Raw genomic sequence first — 19,550 nt, forward strand, 5'->3', positions numbered from 1 at the left:
TCTGCGTCAGGGCTCATCGTCCCTCGTCGGTCTCCCACTGCGAGAGCCGGAGCGGGTCACAGCGGTGTGCGGGCGCTGTGCTCGATGAGTGCGGCGACGGTGGTGCGACAGCCGGGCAGCAGCCAGTGGATGTCGCGCCCGGTCATCGCGGCGAAAAGGCGCTGCCAGGCCTGTTCGCCGGTGCCGAGCAGCTTCGCGGCGAGGTCGGCGACCTCCTCGGTCGCCTCCTGGACGGCGGTACGGACGGGGGCGGAGAGCTCACGTCGCAGGGCGGCCTCGGCGAGATAGTGCAGTACGCCATTGGCACCGGCCGCGTGGTGGATGAGATCCGAGCCGGTGAGCAGACCACGCTCGACAAGAAAGTCGAAATTGTCCGCCCTCCTGACGCGGTTCTCCTCGCGGTCGCGAACGGCCACCGCCGCGCGGGCACAGCGGGGGCTGCGGCCGATGAGGGCGCGCTCGCGCAGGTGGAACCAGCGATTGAGGCCCGCGGCCGCCACCTCGTCGGGAGCGTCGGGCAGCCCGCCCAGTGCGGTCCACACCGCCGGTGGGAACGGTTCCCGGTCATGCGCCGCGATCAGTACGTCCCAGTCGCGGGCGTAGGGGAGTTCGAGGACGCGAAGCTCGTCCTCGTACTCCTTGCACGCCCGGAGCTTCGCCACCAGGCGGTCCGTGCCGAGCTCGCGGTCGAGGCGGGCGGTGAGCACCGCGTCCGGATCGTCCGTGTCCAGAGCCTTGGCCGCGACTTTGGCAGCGCCGGAGCTCAGCAGGTTCCGGTCGATCAGTGAGCGGAGCCGGCCGGGCCCGCCGTGACGGAGCGAGCCGCGTGCGGCGAGCAGATGGTCGAGCAGCGGACGGCGCTTGCCCCAGGAGGAGAGTGCGTGCTCGACGAGGTCGGGGTCGGCCGCTTCGAGCTGGACGCGCCGGCAGTGTGCATAGTCCTTGGAGTAGTACGTCGACTCCGTGAGCCGTTCGCGCAGTTCGGGGGCGAGCGGCACGAGGTCGTCAGGGCCTTGGGGCGTACGGCTGCGGGGGCGGCGGGACAGGATGATCCGGCGTATCTCGACGGAGGCGCCGGTGTAGATGCTGCCGTACAGGGCGGCATTGATCGTCGGGTCGTCCAGGTCGAGGAGGCGCAGCTGCAGCTCGCGGTCGCGACGCGTGCCGTACGACGACCGGATCAGGGCGAGCAGCGCGGCCCGGTCGTCGGAGGCGAACAGGTGGTCGAGCAGAGCGTCCGGAAGGTAGCCGCTCGCGCAGGCGTGCTCGGTCAGCGCGACCGCCGCTCCGGCTCCCAGGCGGGGGAGTACGGCGGTCAGAGCGGCGACGTCTGCGTGCAGCAGGAGCCGCGCTCCGAGCGGTGTGAAGACAGTGGCGTCGCTGCCCACGTCGCCCTGGTCGAGAACCTCGGCGAAGTCACGTTCGGCCCAGCCGTTGTTCATCGCGGCGAGCGCGCGCAGCCAGCGCCCGGTGTCGGTGCCGAGCCGGTCGGCGACCAGGTCACGGGCGGCTCGCAGTTGGGGTTCGGCCGAACTGTGTGCACGCCATCCCTTGGGCAGCGGGTTCATCTCCCGCGCGGGCTGACGGGCGACCATCTCGCTGGGGGCGACGTTCCCGTGCCGGTAGGTGTCCATGCCGGAGAGCGGCTTGCGGTCCTCGCTGCGGGCGGTGAGCCTTTCGACGGTGCCGGACGATCCATGCGCAGCGCAGGCGTCGGCCAGCCATTCGGGGTGGGTCAGGCCGGGGACGAAGACAGCGTGAGTGCGCGCGAGGACGTCGAGGACACCGGGGTCGGTGGGCACCGGTGCGCCGGGTGCGAGCGAACGCAGCAGGTGGGCCGCGGCCAGGGCCGCGGTCGACTCCAGCTCCTTGTGCACACGGCGCTCCTCGCCCGGGGTGAGCGCGGGAGCGGGCGCCGGGGCCTCGACGGCGTCCGACTGCGGTTCCAGGCGGGCCAGTTCCCGTGCGTCCTGGCGGGCCAGCTCATCGGCGCCGGGCCCAGGGCCCGCCACCTGGGCGGCCACCACGATCAGTTCGGCGAGCGTGCCGGCGAAGGTGTCCAGGAGGCGCAGCGCGACGGCCCACGCCTCCGGGTGACCGGCGAGGTGTTCCCGTACGAGGCCGACGGCGTGGCTGCGTGCCGCCGCGGCGGTGTCCTCGTCGAGGTTGCGCAGGCCCGCGAGGACTTCGCGGGCGGGGTGGGCGGTGTCGACGAGCCGCTCGGGGGCGATCAGACCGTTCCCGGCCGCGCGGGCGAACCAACGGCACTGCTCCCTGACATACGGCGCGGCGCGCAGCAGCTCGACCGGCTCGGCGCTGAGGTCCTCGGTTCCGGACGGGAGCGACAGGTTGACTTCGGCCAGAGTGAGCGCGTGCCGGACCGCCTCGTCGACGTCCTCGTGGCGCAGCAGTTCGGCCACGGGCTCGGGCTGGAAGGGCGTCTGGCGATGGGCGGCGACCAGACGCGCGAAGTCGTATGCGTAGGGCTCGTGGACGATGGTGTACATCAGACGGCGGGTGGCGTTGCGCCCGCGCGACTCCGCGAAGATCCGGGGGAGGGTGTCCGGGTCGTCGAACGGCTCGAGGCCCTCCCGGAGTTGGTCCGGACCGTCGGGGTGCTCGAGTGCGGCCGCCGCGCGCACGAGAACGGGGAGCGCATGGGCGTGGGGGAGCAGGTCAAGGAGGCGGCGTACTGCCTGGGGGCCGCGGCGCTCCCAGATCCGGACCACGGCGTAGTGCCGGGCGTTCTCACTCAGGAACTGCCAGGCGTGCTGGACGAGTTCGGGGTCGCCGCTCGTGACGAGGGGCGTGCGCAGGTGCTGGTACGTGTCGCCGAGGAGTTCGGCGCGCAGTCCGGCGTCGAGCGGCAGGGGCTCGATGCGGCCCGGAGTGCGCGGGATGCCGGACACGATGGCGCGGCGCAGCGACAGCGTGGCCTTCTGGTTGCGGAGCACGGCAGCGTTGACGGCCGGTTCGTCGAGCTCCGTCAGGCGCCGCAGATCGCGTATGCCGAGCGCGACGTTGCCGGCGACGGCGGCTGCCACCCGTGGATCGGCTGCCGCGAGGGCGGTGCCCAGAGCATGCGGAGGCAGCGCGCCCTTGCCGAGGAGCGCCTTCAGCAACTCGTCGGGCAGATGGGGCAGCAGCCCGCTGAGATCGGCGGGCTTGGCGGCGTACAGCAGGAACCGGTACGGCTTGGTCAGGGCGGGCGGCTTGGCCGGGCCCGCGGGCGCGGTGCCGTCGGCGATGGCGGCCAGGAGAGCGGCGAGCGTGCCCTTGTACCGGGACAGGGAGGCGCGCAGCGCGGCCCAGCGCCCGGGATCGGCGCCCAGGCGGAGATGGAGGAGGGCGCGCAGGGGCTCGGCGGGGCCGAGTTCCACGAGTGTCGCGGCGGCGATGCGTGCAGGGGCGACGGAGTCGAGCACGAGGGCGCAGAGGGCGTCCTCGACGGGGCCCGACGCCGAGGCGATGCGGATCAGTTCGGGATGGCCCGGAGTCTCGACTGCGGCCCGCAGCAGGGCCGGGCAGGGCCGGGAGACATCGGCGACGGCCCCGGGGTGGGTGCGGTACAGCTCCGCAAGCACCGGCCCAGGGCAGTCCGGGCGTGCGGCGAGGGCACGTACGGCCGGTTCGGGCAGCGGCTCCGCGCGGTGTGCCGCAAGCAGGGCGTCCCAGTCCGGGGTCCGGCGCCAGACAGGTTCCGCCTCGCCCGCGCGTACCCCCGCCACCAGGCCGTCGGCGCCCTCCGCCGTGGCGACGGCGGCGCGCAAGGCCTCTCGGTCGTTGTCGTTGCCGTCGAGTGCGGCGCGGGCGAGTTCCGCCACGGCGGGGCGCAGCGGCGTCGGTCCGCCTGCGCCGTCGAGCAGGGCGCGCAGCCGCTCGGGGTGGGCGAACAGGCCGAGGACGCCACGCAGTTGCTCGGCGGAGGTCAGTGCGGAGCCGCAGGTGCGCAAGGCATGCTCGACCACTTCGGGTACGCCGCTGACCACACCGGCGCCGATGAACCGGTCGAGGCCGGGCGGCTCCGCCTGCGACGCGTGTATCCGCTCGAGCAGGGGTGCCAGTGCGCCGGGCTCCGTGTGCCGGCCGGGGACGAGGATGAGGCGGCGCATCCAGGGGCGGGCTTCCGCGTGCGCATACACGCGTTGGTCCACGACCGGGTCCGACGGTTCGAGGAGCGCGGCCAGGTCGTCGGCGGTCAGCCCGTCGGCCGCGGCAAGGGGACGCCGTACGAACGGGTCGGGGTCGCGGGCCGCGTTCGCGCGTGCCTCGGCGGACAGCGGCACCCAGGTGAGATAGGCGGGTTCCTTCTCGCCGAGCCGACGCCGGATGCGTCCGCCATCGCCGGGGGCGCCCCCGGCCAGGAGCAGTGCGAGCAGATGCGCCCCGCGGTGGTCGTAGCCGGTCGTCGAGCCCGCCGTCACGGAAGATCCCCCTGCACACATCGTCTGCGTACGTCACCGCCTTCACGGCAACGTGCTGGCGTGCACACTTCATCACATGAGAGGGAACCTCTCCGCGGGAGGGCGAGAGTCCCCGGTTGCAGTTCTTGCGAAGGCGCAGGGGCCGCAACTTCGATTCCTGCGCGGGCGACAGCCCCACCCGATGACTACGCAACTGGCACAACCCGCACCGAGCGGAAGGAGTTCCAGATGACACGGCGGAACGTGTTGCGCACCGAGCCCGACGGCAGCCCTCATCGTTGGTTTTGCGCTGAAGGCTACCGGGAGGCTGTTAGGGACTCTCCGAACGGAGCACCTCACCCTGTTCCCGCTCCTGTTCCCGCTCCTGCTCAGCGAGGCCGGCAAGCTGACGTTGGACGTGCTCTGCCTCCCCCAGCCGGTTCTGGGCTTGGTACAGCTCCCACGCCTGCTGCCAGGCGTCACGGGCCTCACCGTGCCGGCCCAGGGCGGCGTAAGCCTGCCCAAGGCCGTCCAGGAGGATGGCCTCGTAGTAGGTGTTGCCGATGTCGCGGAACAGGGCAAGGGCTCGATGGCCGTAGTCCAGGACCTGGGTGTGCCTGCCGGTAAACAGGCCCACATAGGCATGGACGCTCAGCGAGAGGGCCTCGCCGTTGCAGTTGTGGTGACGGCGGTGCAGGAGCAGGGCCCCCTCGCAGTACGTTCGGGCCTGCTCGTAGTGGCCCAGCTGTGCGGAGTACCAGGCTGCCTGGTTGAGCCCACGAGCCTCCCATTCCTGGTCGTCGAGCGACTGGAACAGGCCCAGGGAGTGGGTGGCATGGTCCAACGCCGACTGGATCTCTCCCTGCTGTCCCCAGGTCCATGCGAGAACGCGGTGAGTGTGGGCCTGGCTGGGGAGGTCGCTGCTGCGTTCGGCCAAGGTGAGAGCCTGGTGGAGATGATCCAGGGCCTCGGCGTGCCGGCCCACCAGGGCGCACGCTTCAGCGAGAAGGCGATGTGCTGGCGCCTGGGTGGCCGAGTCGCCAAGATGCTGGGCGGCAGCCAGCCCGGCCCGTGCGACGGCGACCTGGTCGGACAGAAGTCCCCGTCGCCAGTGGTAGGTGTGCAGTGTCGGGGCCAGCTGCCACACCCGTGTGTGCCACCCCCGATCGATGGCGAGGTGTTGGGCGGCCAGCAGACAGCGATGTTCGACGTCCAACCACGCCAACGCCCTCGTCTCGTCCTGCAGAGGGTGGGGATGACAGCCGGGCACGGGCGGGTCGAGCTCGACCGACTCGCGGTGCGGATCCAGCAACTGGTCGCCGGTATAGGCCGTGTGCAGGTAGAAATCCACCAGTCGCCGCAACGCGATATCGCAGCTGTTCCGGGTTTGGTGGTGGTGAGCCTGGTCGGAGGCGTAGAGGCGGATCAGGTCGTGCAGCCGGTAGCGTCCAGGCACCGGTTGGGCCACCAGGTGCGCGGTTTCCAACTCCCGCAGCAGCCCGCGTACCCGAGCCACCGACAGTCCGGCAAGAGAGGCAGCGGCGGGCAGACTGATATCCGAACCCGGTGTCAGGCCCAGCAGCTCGAGCAGAAGAGCCGCCTCGGGGCTCAGGGCATGGTGGGAGGACGAGAAAGCCGCCCGCAGGTTCAACGGAATCTCACCAGCATCCAACCCATCCAGCCGGGTTGCATGATCACGGAGTTCCTCGGCCAGCAGACTCAAGGGAAAGTCGGGGTGGGTGGTGGCACGGGCGGCCACAATGCTCAACGCCAACGGCAACCCCGCACAGCATGCCAGGAATTCGATCACCGCGTCGGGTTCGGCGGCCACCCGCTCGGGACCCAGATGATCGACCAGCAACTGGCGAGCCTCCGCGGCGGGGAGCACATCCAGGTCCAGCGATTGAGCACCGTGGGTGGTGACCAAGCCGGCCAGGTAGCGGCGGCTGGTCACCAGCACCGTACAGGCCGAACTGCCCGGCAACAACGGGGCTACGTGCGTGGTGTCGCGAGCATTGTCCAACACGATCAGCATTCGCCGGTCGGCGACCAGACTGCGGTACAGCCCCACTTGAGCATCCAGATCCGCCGGGATTCCGGCCGACTCCACGCCGAGGGCGTTCAGAAAGCCTCGCACCGCCTCCCCCGCCGGCATCGGCTCCCCACGTGGGGTGAAGCCCCGTAGATCCACAAACAACTGTCCATCGGGGAAACGATCGGCATGCTGATGCGCCCAGTACAGAGCCAGCCAGGTCTTACCGATGCCCCCGGCTCCGCCGATCGCCGAAATCATCACCGTAGCGCCGGTCTCCACCGCCCCGTCCAGTGCAGCGGTGAGTGCAGCCAGTTCTTCGGCCCGACCGGCAAACCACCGCGGTGCAGCCGGCAGCTGCTGCGGCACCACCACGCGATCACGAACAGAGTGAAGGTGAACGTCGCCGTGGATGGCTCCGGCCTGCACCACATGACCGTCAACCGACGCGCGCACCTCGTTGCGGACTCCCGACTTCAGCGGGCCCGAGTCGTGATTGCGCGGCTTGTGTTCCGTCGTCATCGCCTCCAACTCCCGTCACAGCAGTCGGGTTCGTCAACCCCACCCCGTGCCGTGTCCAACGACCCGGCAGCCCGCCAGTCACACGATCCGCCGGACAGAACGGCGTCGAGGATTTCGGCTCCCTGCTGGGTGGACCGATCCAGTCACCCGCCGCACCGCGCCCGCCTCCGAGGGCTCTGCTGCCGGACAGCGCGGCCTGCGTCGAGATCGGCGAATCGTGGCGACACCGGGAGACCGTCGGGGTGCTGGGGGCCCGGGCCGTGCTCGGTCTCGTCGTGGCGCCGATCGTCCTGGGCCGGATGGCGCGGCGGGAGTCGTGCGGACTGCGCCGCGACGAGCGCCGTACCCCGGCCGGCCGCCGGACGGTCCACGCCGAATCCGCACCTGGGCCGATGGACACGCCTGAGCCGGTCTGGTCCAGCTCCTGCCCGAGGGTGCCGGGTACGGCTGCCGCGTTCGCGATGTCGGGGATGCGGCTTCCGTGTCAGGCGCTGGTGGATGCGCGCCGGATCGCGTCGAGCGTACGAGTCACGTCGTCGTCGGTCGTCGACCAGTTGCTCACCGAGATCCGCATGACACGACGGCCGTGCCAGGTGGAGCCACTGATCCACGCCGTGCCGTCGTCGAGCAGCCGGGTGAGTATCTGTTCCGTGCGTTCGTCGTTGCCGAACTCGGCGCAGACCTGGGTGAACACCACGTCGTTGAGGATTGTTGCCCCGTCGATCCCGGCAATACCGGTGGCGAACGAGGAGGCATGTCGGCACAGCCGCTCGACGAGGTCGGCCACCCCCGATCGCCCGAGGGACCGGAGTGCGGCCCACACCGGGAAGGCTCTGCCGCGCCGGGAGAGCTCGGGCACCTTGTCGAACGGGTCGCCCTGTTCGTCCTGGATGAGGTAGTCGCCGCGCAGGCCCATCGCTGCCCGGACCGCGAACGGGTCGCGCACGATGGCGAGCCCGCAGTCATAGGGAACGTTCAGGGTCTTGTGGGCATCCGTCGCCCAGGAATCGGCGTGTGCGCAGCCCGCCGTCAGGTGTGCGTATGTCGGTGAGGCGGCCGCCCACAGTCCGAAGGCGCCGTCGATGTGGACCCATGCGTCAGCCTCGCGAGCGGCGCCGATCGTCTCGACGAAGGGGTCGAAGGCACCGGAGTGGATGTCTCCCGCCTGGAGGATCACGATCCTGGGTCGCTCACCGCCGGCCGCCAGGGCGTGCCGCAGTGCCTCGGGCTCGATGCGTCCCTGATCGTCTGACGTCACCACTTCGGGTTCGCCGAGCCCCAGGTAGCGCAGCGCCAGGTCGATGGCCATGTGGCGGTCCTCGCCGACGATCACGTGTACGGGTGGCCCACCCGCGAGCCCGTCGCGGGCGACGTTCCAGCCCGCGCGCCGCAGCACCGCGTCGCGCCCGGCGGCGAGGCAGGTGAAGTTCGCCATCGTGGCACCGGTGGTGAAGCCAACGGCGCTGTCGGTCGGCAGGCCCAGCAGATCGAGCAGCCACGCACTGGCGATGTCTTCCGCTGCCGTGTGCGCGGGCGTGACGGCGCGCATCACGCAGTTCTGGTCCCAGGCACTGACCAGCCAGTCAGCGGCCAGTGCGGCCGGTTCAGTGCCCCCGATCACGAACCCGTAGAAGCGGCCACCGGGAAACGCGGTGAGCCCCGGCTCGCAGGCGGATACCAGCAGCTCGACGACGTCGGCGGGCGTGCTCGGACCGTCCGGCAGCCCGACACCGAGCGCGTGCACGATCTCGTCGACCGAGGCGCGGGCCGGGACCCGGCGATCGGACAGGCTCGCCAGCCAGCGGACGGCATGGTCGTGTGCCTGTTGAAGCGCTGCCTCGCGCGCGTCCATGCCTTGGACTATGAGACAGTCGCCGCTGCTGCGCAAGCCACAGGTCTTCCGGCTCGATCATGGCCTGCGGCCGTGGTTCGACCACCACCGCCGAATGCCGGCACGAGCGGCGGCACGATCTCGCCGACACTCGTGCACCCGCGTGCTTCATGCCGGACGACAGCCCCCAGGGTTGACGCATCTGCGTGCGGCCCCGCCGAGGGCCCCGCCGAGCGGGGTGGCGACACGCTGCCGAGCGGTGTCCCTCGGCGCGTCGGGCGGGGCCGGGAACCGCATCGCTCTGATGGCCGCGACCGCGGCCGGACAGGGCTGATTCCGCCAGTCCGGTGTACGGGGGCCGGGCCCGGGCGGGGAGCGCCCCTGCGCCTGCCGGGCCCGGGCCGCTGTCAGGTGCCCCTCACGTGCCTCACTCGCCCGCCACCTCGAGGACGAGCTTGCCGTGGTTCTCGCCGCGGAAAAGCCGCAGCAGAGTGTCGTGGAACGCGTCGATCCCACCCTCTACGACGTCCTCCCGCGTTCGCAGCTTCCCCTCCGCCAGCCAGCCGGCCAGTTCGGCTGCGGCGTCGGCGTACCGGTCGGCGTAGTCGAACACCACCATGCCCGTCATGGTGGCGCGATTCACCAGCAGGGACAGGTAGTTGGCGGGGCCCTTGACGGGCTCCACACTGTTGTACTGGGAGATCGCGCCGCAGATGACGATGCGGGCACCGCGCGCCAGCCGGGTCAGCACCGCGTCGAGGATGTCACCGCCGACATTGTCGAAATAGACGTCCACGCCGTCGGGGGCCAGGTCGCGCAGCGACTTCTTCACGTCGTCGGACTGATAGTCGATGGCGGCATCGAAGCCGAACTCCTCCACCAGCATCCGGCACTTGCGCTCACCGCCGGCGATGCCGATGACCCGGCATCCCTTGATCTTGGCGATCTGGCCCACCACGCTGCCCACCGCCCCGGCGGCGCCGGACACCACGACCGTCTGGCCGGCCTCCGGGCGGCCGATGTCGAGCAGTCCGAAGTAGGCAGTCATACCCGTCATGCCCAGGGTGCCGAGGTAGACGGGCAGCGGTGCCAGCTTCGGGTCGATGCCGATGACCCCGCTGCCGTCCGAGATGCAGTACTCCTGGACTCCGAAACCGCCGGACACATAGTCGCCTTCGGCGAAGCCGGGGTGACGGGACGCGATGACCCGCCCGACCGCACCCGCGCGCATCACCTCGCCGATCTTCACGGGCGGAATGTATGATTTGCCCTCATTCATCCAGCCGCGCATCGCCGGGTCGAGCGAGAGCTGGAGCACCCGTACCAGCAGCTCGCCTTCGCCCGGCTCGCCGACCGGCTCCTCGGTCCGTTCCCAGTCGGTGGTCCGGGGCAGCCCCACCGGGCGGGCGGCCAGACGGACTTGGTGGTTGATGGGGCTCATGCGGGCTTCTCCTCGCTAGGGTGACCGACTGGTCGGTATGCCATCCATGAATCTAGCTCCCGCCACCCTTCCCGACAACGCCCCATGGATCCGGATGCCGAAGGCACGCTCGCCGGAGGCCGTTCCGGAGGCGCGCCTCGGCCGGGTCCAGCGCCGTCACCCACGGAGACCGGTGGCGGCCCGACCGCGAAGCGCACATCGGCGAACGCGGTGGTAGGGGTCCTCGGCCGGCTGCCGGCCGGGCAGCGCTCCGCCGGCCGCGGGATCACGGTCCTGGCTCGGTGCGCCAGGTCTCCTGTCGTCGGCCGAGGGCGCGCGCCGGACCCCCTGCCGCCGCACCGGATGAAACACCGTGCAGCGCGCCGTTTGCAGGCAGCCCCGATCGGCTCGTTCCGCGGGATGCCGCACGGTCGACGTGAGCAGGCTGAGCACCGACCCCCGGGGGGAGAGCTTCAGCGTCTGCCTCGACCGGTGTGAGAGGAAACCCGACGTGGTCCCCCCAGTCGGCCTGCCGCTCCACCCCGCCGACGAACCGTGCACAGGCGTCGCTGAGCACGGGAACTCATCCGCCCCCGGCTCCCACCGCGTCCGGGCGAACTCGTCCACGCGGTCACCGCTCTCGGCGCCGAACTTCGCGGAACCTCTGCTGCCGGAGAAAGTTCAAGGCCAGTCCAGTCTCCGGCTTCCCCGGGCCAAGCCGTCTCCGTCGCGATCGCACCGTAGCGCGAGGACGTGCTGTCCGTCGGAGCGTCCGTGCAGACATACGTCGCGTCGCCCCGGCCCACGGGACGCTCAAGGGGTCGGGATACCGCCGGGGCGGGCCGGGCGGCCGAAGCGTACCGGGACGCCCGGCGAATACAACACGCTCACCGGCTCGCCCGCCGGTACGGGCAGTCCTGCCGCTGTCACCAGGTCCTGGTCGCACTCGATGAGATCGGCACGGTGCAGGGGCCAGCGCGGATGGGTGTTCGGCAGGTACATCGGCCGTCCGAAGAAGGTGCTGTGCATGCCCCAGCGGGCCGTCAGGAAATGTTCGAGCTCGCTGGGAGCCTCGACGCGCTCACCGACCCGCAGAGCGATCCGGCTGTACGCGCCTCGTGGTCCTGGCCAGCGCCGCCTGCTGGTGTACGTGAGGATGTCGCCTTCGCGCCGGATCGCCATCCGGGACCACAGGTACGGCAGCCGGAACATCGTTCGCGCGATCGCCACCGGGATCAGCCGGGAGGCATCGAGCGATCGGAAGACCACTCCACGCCGTCCGTGGGCGTCCCTCGAGTAGAGACGGACATTGGTCTCGGGAAAGGTGCCCAAGTAGGGGACGCCGGGGAGGCGGAACCAGCCCACCCGGTGCATCCGGAAGGCGACGAGTCCGATATAGGTGACGCCGTGAAGGGAGTCGGGAACGGTCTCGGCCGGCAGGAGCGGTGCCACGTCGGCCGGATCGGCGGCCCAGTGCACGAAGGCCAGGTCCAGCCAGGACTGGGTCATCAGAGGGCTCACCCCGGGGTGGGGCGAATCAGCCGTGATCGGATGCGGAGTGCGCGGCGTGAGGGTCACCCCGTCAGCATCGCAGAGCCCATTCGGCGGACGTACGGGGCGGGCATCCACCCTGACGGGAAGGGAGCGGCTGCCGAGGAGGCAGATCTGACGTCAGCATTGAGGGCAAGCCGTATCGGCGGCCGGCGCAGCCGGGGGCGTTGTGATGTGAACGCTCCCCGTGCGGTCGGGAGGTGTCGCGGCCGCCGGGAGGGCCTCGCGCAGTCAATGCGGGCAGTACGGCCGGATTTCGGCAGCCGCGGGCGACCGTTCCTACTGGAGTGCCCGGACCGCCGCCCGGAAAAGCGCCGGCGCGTGGTGGGCCGCCGGGACGATCAGGCGGGCTGTGGCGGGGTAGCGGGCTGCCCGCAGCAGGCCCTCGGTGAGCAGCCGGTGACGTCTCGTCAGCCGCGCCCACTGCGCGGGATACGCCTGGGGGCGGCCGGCGGCCAGGCATTTGACCGCCTCCGCGGCCGTCACCATGGCCAGGGCGATGCCTTCACCCGTCAGCGCGTCGATGTAGCCTGCCGCGTCACCGATCAGCAGGGCACGTCCTGCCCGCTGGCTCCGTGCCCGCTGGTGAAGCGGCCCGGCGCCGCGCACGGGACTCGTGCCCCGGCCCCGGAGCAGAGCGGCGAGGGCGGGGAACGCCGTCAGGTGCTCGTCGTAGGAACGGCGGTCGCGGCTGAGTACGGCGACGCCCACCAGGTTGTCCCCGACCGGCGTCACGTACGCCTCGCCATGGCGGGACCAGTGGACTTCAACGAAATCCGTCCACGGGGCGATTCGGAAGTGGCGGCGCAGACCGTAGCGGCGCGGTGCACCCCCGGAACGGTCCAGGCCGAGCTCGCGGCGCAGCGGGGAGTGCAGGCCGTCGGCGCAGATCAGCCAACGCGCCGTCAGCCCTGCCGCGCTGACACGGTCGTGGCCCTGGCGGATCTCCCCCACCCTGCCCGGCACGATCCGTACCCCGAGGTCCACGGCCCGTTGGTGCAGGGCGGCGTGCAGTACGGTCCGCCGTACGCCGATTCCGGGACGGCCCCCGAACGTCGCCTCCGCGCTGCGGCCGGCCTCGAGGTAGCGGATGCCGCGCAAGTCGCGGCCGGCCACCTCGACACCCACCGAACGGAGCGCCGCCACACCGCTGGGCATGATTCCCTCGCCGCAGGCCTTGTCGACGGGAGCGGCGCGAGGTTCGACCACGACCGCTTCCATCCCCAGCCGCGCGGCATGGATCGCCGCCGCCAGGCCCGCCGGGCCTCCGCCCGCCACCAGGAGGTCGATCACCTTCCCGTGCCCGCTGCCGCCGCGGAGGCCAGGGCCCCGTCCTCGCACCGGATGCGGACAGCCATGAGCACCGCGTTGAGCACGGTGAAGACGAGGGCGGTCACCCACGCACCATGGACCAGCGGCAGCGCCAGTCCTTCGGAGGCGACCGCGACATAGTTGGGGTGGCGCAGCCATCGATAGGGCCCGCCGGTCACCAAGGGCAGGCCCGGAACGACGATGACACGGGTGTTCCACTGTCGTCCGAGCGTACGGATGCACCACCAGCGCAACGCCTGCGCGGCGACGACCACGGCCACCATGGTCCAGCCGAGCAGCGGCAGAAACGGGCGGCCGGTCAGCCAGACTTCGGCGAGGCAGCCCGCCAGCAGTCCGGTGTGCAGGGCGACCATCGCCGGATAGTGCCCGCTGCCGGCTTCGGTGCCGCCCCGGGCCAGGCTCCAACGCGTGTTGCGCAACGCCACAGCGAGTTCGGCGAAACGCTCGCCCGCGACAGCCAGCACCAGAGCGGTGTACCAGATCACGCGTCCTCCGACCTACCAGCGCAGCAGCACCAGTTCGCAACAGAAACCCGGGCCCATGGCCATCAGCAGGCCGGGCGTTCCCGGTTCGGGCCGCCTCTGCTCCAGTGTGTCCCGAAGGACGTACAGGACCGAGGACGACGACAGGTTCCCCACCTCGGACAGCGAGCGCCAGGTGACGTCGAGGGCGCCCTCGGGCAGCGAGAGAACCTCGGAGACGGCTTCCAGGACCTTCGGGCCGCCGGGATGGCACACCCAGTGAGCCACATCCTTCGGCTTGAGGCCGTGCTCCTCCAGGAATCCATGGACGTCCTCGGCGAGATACCGGCGGACGACGTCGGGGACGGCCGGGTCGAGCACCACCTTGAAGCCGGAGCTCTGGATGTCCCAGCCCATCACGTGTTCGGTGTCCGGGTACATACGGCTGCGGGTGGCCACCACCTCGGGACCGGCGGTCGACGCCCGGCGGTCGCCGACAGCGACAACGGCGGCTGCCCCGTCGCCGAACAGCCCGGTCGCCACCAGGTTGGCGGGCGTCGCGTCATTGCGCTGGAAGGTGAGCGAGCAGAGTTCGACCGAGAGCAGCACAGCCACGTGGTCGGGCCAGCCGACCAGGTAGTCGTGCAGCCGCGCCACACCGGCGGCCCCGGCGACGCAGCCCAGGCCGAAGACAGGCAGCCGCTTCACATCGGGGCGCAGGCCGAGGCGGCCGACGAGCCGGGCATCGATGGAGGGCGCGGCCAAACCGGTGACGGAGGTGAACATCAGCAGATCCACATCAGTGGGCCGCAGCCCCGCGGTCCGCAGCGCACCGCGCACCGCCTCGGCACCGAGATCGGTAGCGGCGCTGATGAAGACGTCGTTGGAGGTGCCGAGGCCGTCCAGTTCGCAATAGCGCTCCAAAGGGAGTACCACGTGCCGCGTGCGCACCCGAGCGTTCTCGTGGAGCCGATCCAGGACGCGGCGGTCCGCGCCCGATGGCAGGCAGGTGCGAGCCACCATGTCGGTGAGCTCGCGCTGGGTATGGCGGTGCGGTGCCAGGGAGCCGTGAACAGCTGCGATCTGGGTCATCCCGGTTCCCGCTTCGGAGGCATCATGGTCCCATCCCTGCCCCCGCTCGGACACGGGGACACCGCGAGTAGCCCGTGCGGTGGTCACACCCGCTTTTTCGGCACGGACTGCCTACCATCACACGATGGGCACTACGGATCCGTCGCAGGTAAGCGGCCCGGCCGCGTGGCCGCTCCGCCGCGCGGTGGCGCTCGCTCTGTCCTGCCATCCGGGGCCGGTGGTCGCTGTCACCGTCCTCACCACCGCACTGGCCGTCAGCGCCGGCCTCGGCGGCGCCCGTTGCGCGCTGGTCGGCGCGGCCGTGCTGGCCGGCCAGCTCTCGGTGGGCTGGTGCAACGACGCCTTCGACGCCCGGCGTGATGCCGCGGTCGGCCGCCGAGGCAAACCGGTGGTCGACGGTGCGGTGAGCCGGCGCACCGTGTGGGCGGCGGCGTTCGCCGCGCTCCTGCTGTGTGTGCCCTTGTCGCTGGCCTGCGGCCTCTTGGCCGGTACGGTGCACCTGACCGCGGTGGCGGCGGCATGGATGTACAACCTGAAGCTGAAGGCGACGTTGCTGTCCTGGCTCCCGTACGTGGTCGGATTCGGCAGCCTGCCCGCCGTCGTCACCCTGAGCATGCCGGGCCACCCCTGGCCCCAGGGGTGGGCCGTGACGGCCGCAGCACTGCTCGGCGTCGCGGCCCATCTGGGCGACGTACTCCCCGACATCGACGACGATGTGAAGACCGGACTGCGCGGACTGCCGCACCGGCTGGGCGCCACCGGCACCCGGCTGCTGCTGCCGGTCCCCCTGGTGGCGGCATCGGCGGTACTCGTGCTGGGACCCGCGGGTCCGCCGGGCGCGTGGGGTGCGGCCACGCTCGCGGCAGCGCCGCCGACAGCGGTCGCGGGGCTCGCACTCGGCCGGTACTGGCGCAAGGCGGCGTTCGCCGGGACGGTCGTCGTGGCAGCTGCGGACCTGGCACTGCTCCTGGTACGGGGCACCGCCCTTGTGTGACGTGGTATCAACACCGTTGGGCTGCGCCGCTGCACGGCCGGCGCCATGAGTATGTGGTGCTGCGGCGGCTGGGTGACGTAGAAGGCCCGTTCGCCAAGGTCTTCAGTGCGGCGTCCCTCGGTCACCCGGCCACGTAGGCGCAGCGTGATCCGGTCGCCACCACGAACCAGCCGGGGCGGGAGGCGAATTCACGTGATGGACAGCGGGATTCGTGAGGAACACCGCATCCAGGAGACGTTCGATGTCTGCCGCTTCGGTGTGCCCACAGGCCGCAGCCTTTTCGGGGCGTGCACCCGTGGCAGAACCTCCCGAGGCGTGAGGACGCCGCTGCGGGGCAGGCGAGGGGAATGGCAGACCTTGGAGAACTTCTGCAAGTGACCATGCGCCGTCGTCACCTGACCGCACAAGCCCTTGCGGAGCGGACCGGTATCCGGACCCCCCGTATCAGGGTCTTCGCCGAGGACGGCGCCGATGGTCCGATCCAGCCGACCGAGCAGGAGCTGGCCGAACTCGCCGCCGCCCTCGGTCTGCCGTTGCACGACGTCCTGGGCGCCGCGCACGTTCCTGCCCGGGCACCCGCCTCGTGATACGCGGCGTGGCAGGCCCCATCGTGGCGGTGACCGCCGTGCTTCTGCCCGCCGCGCTTCTCGTCCTCGTCGTCGCGCTGGCCCGGTACGAGGAACACCTGCTCACGCCCCGGCCCGCCCGTCGGCACCGTCGCTCCCGCGCTGCTCGACATGCCCGCCGACGACGCTGACCCACCCTGCTCCCTGCCGGGTACCGGTCGCGCAACCGGCAGGCCGAGAGCAACACACCAATGGCGCACAGTGCTGTTGAAATCAGTGAAACTCAGGACGGTGTCTCCCATGCATGACAGGGAGTTTGCGGGTTACCCGTACGTCATGGCACCGATGTGGCAGCGAAAGCACGGGGACAACCGGGACCCGCGGGCAGGCCGCGGGGCGGATGCGGAGCCCGACAGCGCTGCTGTGGGGCCGGATCCCCAGGTGGACCGTGATGCTCCGGACGAGCCGACCGCGCTGGGCAAGAAGTCGTGGGGGGCGGTTCTGAAGCGGACGGCGGCGGAGTTCGAGGATGATGAGCTGGCCGACCGGGCGGCGGCGCTGACCTACTACGGGGTCCTGGCGCTGTTCCCTGCTCTGCTGGTGCTGGTCTCCCTGCTGGGCATCGCCGGCGAGTCGGCAACCAAGAGCATCCTGGACAACCTCACCAAGCTCACGCCCGGATCCGCACGCGACATCATCACCAATGCGGTCGAGCAGCTGCAGTCCAGTGGCGGCACCGGATCCGTCCTGGCGATCGTCGGTCTGCTGGTTGCGCTGTGGTCGGCGTCCGGCTATGTGGCCGCGTTCATCCGCACCTCCAACGCCGTCTACGACGTCCCCGAGGGACGCCCGGTCTGGAAACTCACCCCGTTGCGGGTGGCTCTGACGCTGGTACTGATGATCCTGGCGTGCGTCAGCGCACTGATCGTGGTGTTCACCGGCGGCCTTGCCCGGCAGGTCGGCGCCGCCCTGGGCATCGGCGACACCGCCTTGACGGTCTGGTCGATCGCCAAGTGGCCCGTCCTGGTCCTGCTGGTCACCATCATGATCGCCATCCTGTACTGGGCGTCGCCGAATGCGAGGGGCCGCGGGTTCAAGTGGGTCACCCCGGGGAGCTTCCTGGCCTTGGTGATCTGGATGATCGCCTCGGCGGGCTTCGCGCTGTATGTGGCGAACTTTGCCTCCTACAACAAGATGTACGGCACCCTGGCCGGCGTGATCATCTTCCTGGTGTGGCTGTGGATCACGAATCTGGCGATTCTGCTGGGCCTGGAGTTCGACGCGGAAATGATGCGTGAACGCGCGATCATCGGTGGCCACCCGACCGATGAGGAGCCGTACGTCGAACCGCGTGACACGCGCAAGTGGAGTGAGAAGGAGCGCGAGGAGATGGGCAGCGACTGATCGCGGCCCCGTCGCCCGGGTCGGCGCGTGCGCCGGCAGATGGCGGGTACCCGAGAAACGCGCGCACACGAGGCGAATCGTGCACCACGGAACCGTGCAAAAAAAGAACCATGCACAACAATGGAAGAGAGGCATTCGTGGCGGCAGGCCATGAGGTCGGGTCCAAGCCCGCTGCGGGCTGCTGCTTCGTACTGATCGCTACCGTGGGGCAGGTCATCGCCACCAACGAGCACGAACCATGCCTGCCTGGGCGGCATCGGCTCAGTCAAACGCAACGCTGACGCGCCCGTCCAGGACATTGCTCCCGTCACCCACACGGAAAGCCGGAGCCGCCCATGGTCCTTGCCACCCACTCGGGACCGACCCACTGCCGGCCCGGGACGTGCGACGAAAGGCAGGTCGCGACAACGATGAACTCACTGGACCACCGGCCGCAACAGAACACCGAGGAATCGGTGGGCGAGCTGGTCAAGCAGGCATCTGAGCAGATCTCCCAGCTGATGCGGCAGGAGCTGCGGCTGGCGCAGGCGGAGATGCGGCAAAAGGGCAAGCGGTTCGGGATCGGCGGCGGTCTGTTCGGCGGAGCCGGCGTGATCGGCTTCCTTGCGCTGCAGGCACTTGCGGCCACCGCGATCGTGGCCCTGGACCTGATCTGGCCGCTTTGGGCCTCGGCACTGACCGTGACCGCAGTCCTGCTCGCGGTGGCCGGCGTGCTCGCCGCCGTGGGCAAGAAGCAGGTCGGCCAGGCAGGCCCGCCCGCCCCCGAGCAGGCCATCGACAGCGTCAAGGCCGATGTGGCCGAGATCAAGGAGAGGGCACACCGATGACGGACAAGTCGCAGAGCAACGGCTCCACCCCCACCCCCGAGGAACTGCGCGAGCAGGTGGAGGAAACCCGCGAGGAGCTCGGCAGGACGGTCGAAGCGCTGGCCGCCAAGGCCGACGTCAAAACCCAAGCTCAGCAGAAGGCGGCGAAGGTCAGGAGCCAGGTGCAGGACAAGGCGGCTCACGCTCTCCATGTCGCGCAGGACAAGACTCCCCAGCCGGTGCGTGACAAGGCCGCCCACGCCAAGGAGCAGCTGACAGAGACCGCCCACATCGTGGGAGAGAAGATCCAGGACAGGGCCCCGGATCCAGTCCGCGAGAAGGCCTATCAGGTAGCGGAGTCCGCTCGCAGCAGCCGAGGTTGGCTCATCGCCGGAGGCGTGGCCGCCCTCGCCGTGATCGCCCTTGTCTGGCGCAGCAGGCGGTGCTGAAACCGTTCGCGACGGTCACCGCTTTCGCGCGGTGCCTGCCGTGCTGCGGTGCCTGCCGTGCCTGCGGTGTCGGTGACTTCCTTGATGTCGACGGTGAAGCTGACGGCGATGATGTCGTCGTCGAGCATTTCGGCGCGCCGAAGCGTTCGGCATGCCGCCGGCGAATACGAGGGGCTAGAGGGCGGCGCGGGCGGTGGGGACGGCGGCGGTGTATCCGGCGGGGCCGGAGCCGACGACGTTCCGGATCTTGCCGTTCACTTGGCGGCCTCGGCCTCGGCCTCGGCGTCGATCTCGGCGATGAGGCCCTCGACGAGCTTTTTGATCTCGTCGCGGACGGGGCGGACGGCCGCGACGCTCTGACCGGCCGGGTCCTCGAGCTGCCAGTCGAGATACCGCTTGCCGGGGAAGACCGGGCAGGTGTCGCCGCAGCCCATGGTGATGCAGACGTCGGACTCGCGGACGGCGTCGACGGTGAGGATCTTCGGGGTCTCGGCGGAAATGTCGATGCCGACCTCACGCATGGCCTCGACCGCGGCCGGGTTCACGGCGTCGCCGGGGTTGGAGCCCGCGGACCGGACTTCGATGCGGTCCCCGGCGAGGTGGGTCAGCCAGGCGGCGGCCATCTGCGAGCGCCCGGCGTTGTGGACACAGACGAAGAGCACGCACGCGCGCGGGTTGAGGGACATC

The 19,550-nt window shown here is 70.6% G+C and carries 16 protein-coding genes and 1 pseudogene; 8 read left to right on the forward strand and 9 right to left on the reverse strand.

Annotation, left to right across the window (positions count from 1 at the left end; translation table 11 throughout):
• Positions 1 to 56 precede the first annotated feature (56 nt).
• Both OG883_RS38210 and OG883_RS38215 read right to left on the reverse strand, forming a co-directional pair.
• A complete protein-coding gene (locus OG883_RS38210) occupies positions 57 to 4,424 on the reverse strand; it encodes a hypothetical protein (RefSeq protein WP_266551432.1) in 4,368 nt (1,455 codons plus the stop codon).
• Between the two features lie 310 nt (positions 4,425 to 4,734).
• The gene (locus tag OG883_RS38215; RefSeq protein WP_266551434.1) at positions 4,735 to 6,957 is read right to left on the reverse strand and encodes a tetratricopeptide repeat protein; all 2,223 of its coding nucleotides are present in this window, start codon (positions 6,955 to 6,957) and stop codon (positions 4,735 to 4,737) included.
• A gap of 173 nt (positions 6,958 to 7,130) precedes the next feature.
• On the opposite strand from OG883_RS38215, the pseudogene OG883_RS38220 reads away from it, so the two are divergent.
• Positions 7,131 to 7,274: pseudogene (locus tag OG883_RS38220) on the forward strand (ABC transporter permease); the annotation flags it as partial.
• 167 nt (positions 7,275 to 7,441) lie between these two features.
• Here OG883_RS38220 and OG883_RS38225 read toward each other — a convergent pair.
• The 6 genes from OG883_RS38225 to OG883_RS38250 all read right to left on the reverse strand — a co-directional run bounded on the left by OG883_RS38225 (position 7,442) and on the right by OG883_RS38250 (position 14,698).
• A complete protein-coding gene (locus OG883_RS38225; protein ID WP_266551436.1) occupies positions 7,442 to 8,809 on the reverse strand; it encodes a pyridoxal-dependent decarboxylase in 1,368 nt (455 codons plus the stop codon).
• 406 nt (positions 8,810 to 9,215) lie between these two features.
• Positions 9,216 to 10,229 (reverse strand): NADP-dependent oxidoreductase, encoded by a 1,014-nt coding sequence (locus tag OG883_RS38230; RefSeq protein ID WP_266551438.1) that lies wholly within the window; start codon positions 10,227 to 10,229, stop codon positions 9,216 to 9,218.
• A 792-nt stretch (positions 10,230 to 11,021) separates the two neighbouring features.
• On the reverse strand, positions 11,022 to 11,786 hold the full coding sequence (locus OG883_RS38235; RefSeq protein WP_266551440.1) for a YqjF family protein: 765 nt from the start codon (positions 11,784 to 11,786) through the stop codon (positions 11,022 to 11,024).
• Between the two features lie 252 nt (positions 11,787 to 12,038).
• Positions 12,039 to 13,052 carry an NAD(P)/FAD-dependent oxidoreductase gene (locus tag OG883_RS38240; protein ID WP_266551442.1) on the reverse strand — a complete coding sequence of 338 codons (1,014 nt, stop codon included), beginning with the start codon at positions 13,050 to 13,052 and terminating at the stop codon, positions 12,039 to 12,041.
• Positions 13,049 to 13,576, reverse strand: coding sequence for an isoprenylcysteine carboxyl methyltransferase family protein (locus tag OG883_RS38245; RefSeq protein WP_266551443.1), 528 nt, complete (start codon positions 13,574 to 13,576; stop codon positions 13,049 to 13,051). Before OG883_RS38245 ends, OG883_RS38240 begins: the two co-directional genes overlap by 4 nt.
• Before the next feature lie 12 nt (positions 13,577 to 13,588).
• A complete protein-coding gene (locus tag OG883_RS38250) occupies positions 13,589 to 14,698 on the reverse strand; it encodes a type III polyketide synthase (protein ID WP_266551444.1) in 1,110 nt (369 codons plus the stop codon).
• Between the two features lie 70 nt (positions 14,699 to 14,768).
• Here OG883_RS38250 and OG883_RS38255 point away from each other — a divergent pair, with 70 nt between their 5' ends.
• The 7 genes from OG883_RS38255 (at position 14,769) to OG883_RS38285 (ending at position 18,863) form a co-directional block, all read left to right on the forward strand.
• Positions 14,769 to 15,638: a UbiA family prenyltransferase gene (locus OG883_RS38255; RefSeq protein WP_266551446.1), complete on the forward strand. Its 870-nt coding sequence runs from the start codon at positions 14,769 to 14,771 to the stop codon at positions 15,636 to 15,638.
• Entirely contained in the window at positions 15,635 to 15,775 is a 141-nt protein-coding gene (locus OG883_RS38260) for a hypothetical protein (RefSeq protein WP_266551448.1), read from the forward strand. The genes OG883_RS38255 and OG883_RS38260 overlap by 4 nt, the downstream gene beginning before the upstream one ends.
• A 210-nt stretch (positions 15,776 to 15,985) precedes the next feature.
• Positions 15,986 to 16,225 carry an XRE family transcriptional regulator gene (locus tag OG883_RS38265; RefSeq protein ID WP_266551450.1) on the forward strand — a complete coding sequence of 80 codons (240 nt, stop codon included), beginning with the start codon at positions 15,986 to 15,988 and terminating at the stop codon, positions 16,223 to 16,225.
• An 8-nt stretch (positions 16,226 to 16,233) separates the two neighbouring features.
• On the forward strand, positions 16,234 to 16,395 hold the full coding sequence (locus tag OG883_RS38270; RefSeq protein ID WP_266551451.1) for a hypothetical protein: 162 nt from the start codon (positions 16,234 to 16,236) through the stop codon (positions 16,393 to 16,395).
• 109 nt (positions 16,396 to 16,504) lie between these two features.
• A complete protein-coding gene (locus tag OG883_RS38275; RefSeq protein WP_266551453.1) occupies positions 16,505 to 17,608 on the forward strand; it encodes a YihY/virulence factor BrkB family protein in 1,104 nt (367 codons plus the stop codon).
• Between the two features lie 410 nt (positions 17,609 to 18,018).
• Complete coding sequence (locus tag OG883_RS38280; RefSeq protein ID WP_266551455.1) at positions 18,019 to 18,435, forward strand: phage holin family protein; 417 nt, start codon at positions 18,019 to 18,021, stop codon at positions 18,433 to 18,435.
• The gene (locus tag OG883_RS38285; protein WP_266551457.1) at positions 18,432 to 18,863 is read left to right on the forward strand and encodes a DUF3618 domain-containing protein; all 432 of its coding nucleotides are present in this window, start codon (positions 18,432 to 18,434) and stop codon (positions 18,861 to 18,863) included. The genes OG883_RS38280 and OG883_RS38285 overlap by 4 nt, the downstream gene beginning before the upstream one ends.
• A gap of 254 nt (positions 18,864 to 19,117) precedes the next feature.
• On the opposite strand, the gene OG883_RS38290 is transcribed toward OG883_RS38285, so the two are convergent.
• The gene (locus OG883_RS38290; RefSeq protein ID WP_266551459.1) at positions 19,118 to 19,549 is read right to left on the reverse strand and encodes an arsenate reductase ArsC; all 432 of its coding nucleotides are present in this window, start codon (positions 19,547 to 19,549) and stop codon (positions 19,118 to 19,120) included.
• Between the last annotated feature and the right edge of the window lies 1 nt (position 19,550).

This window comes from Streptomyces sp. NBC_01142 (assembly GCF_026341125.1).
In the GTDB taxonomy this organism is placed as follows: domain Bacteria; phylum Actinomycetota; class Actinomycetes; order Streptomycetales; family Streptomycetaceae; genus Streptomyces.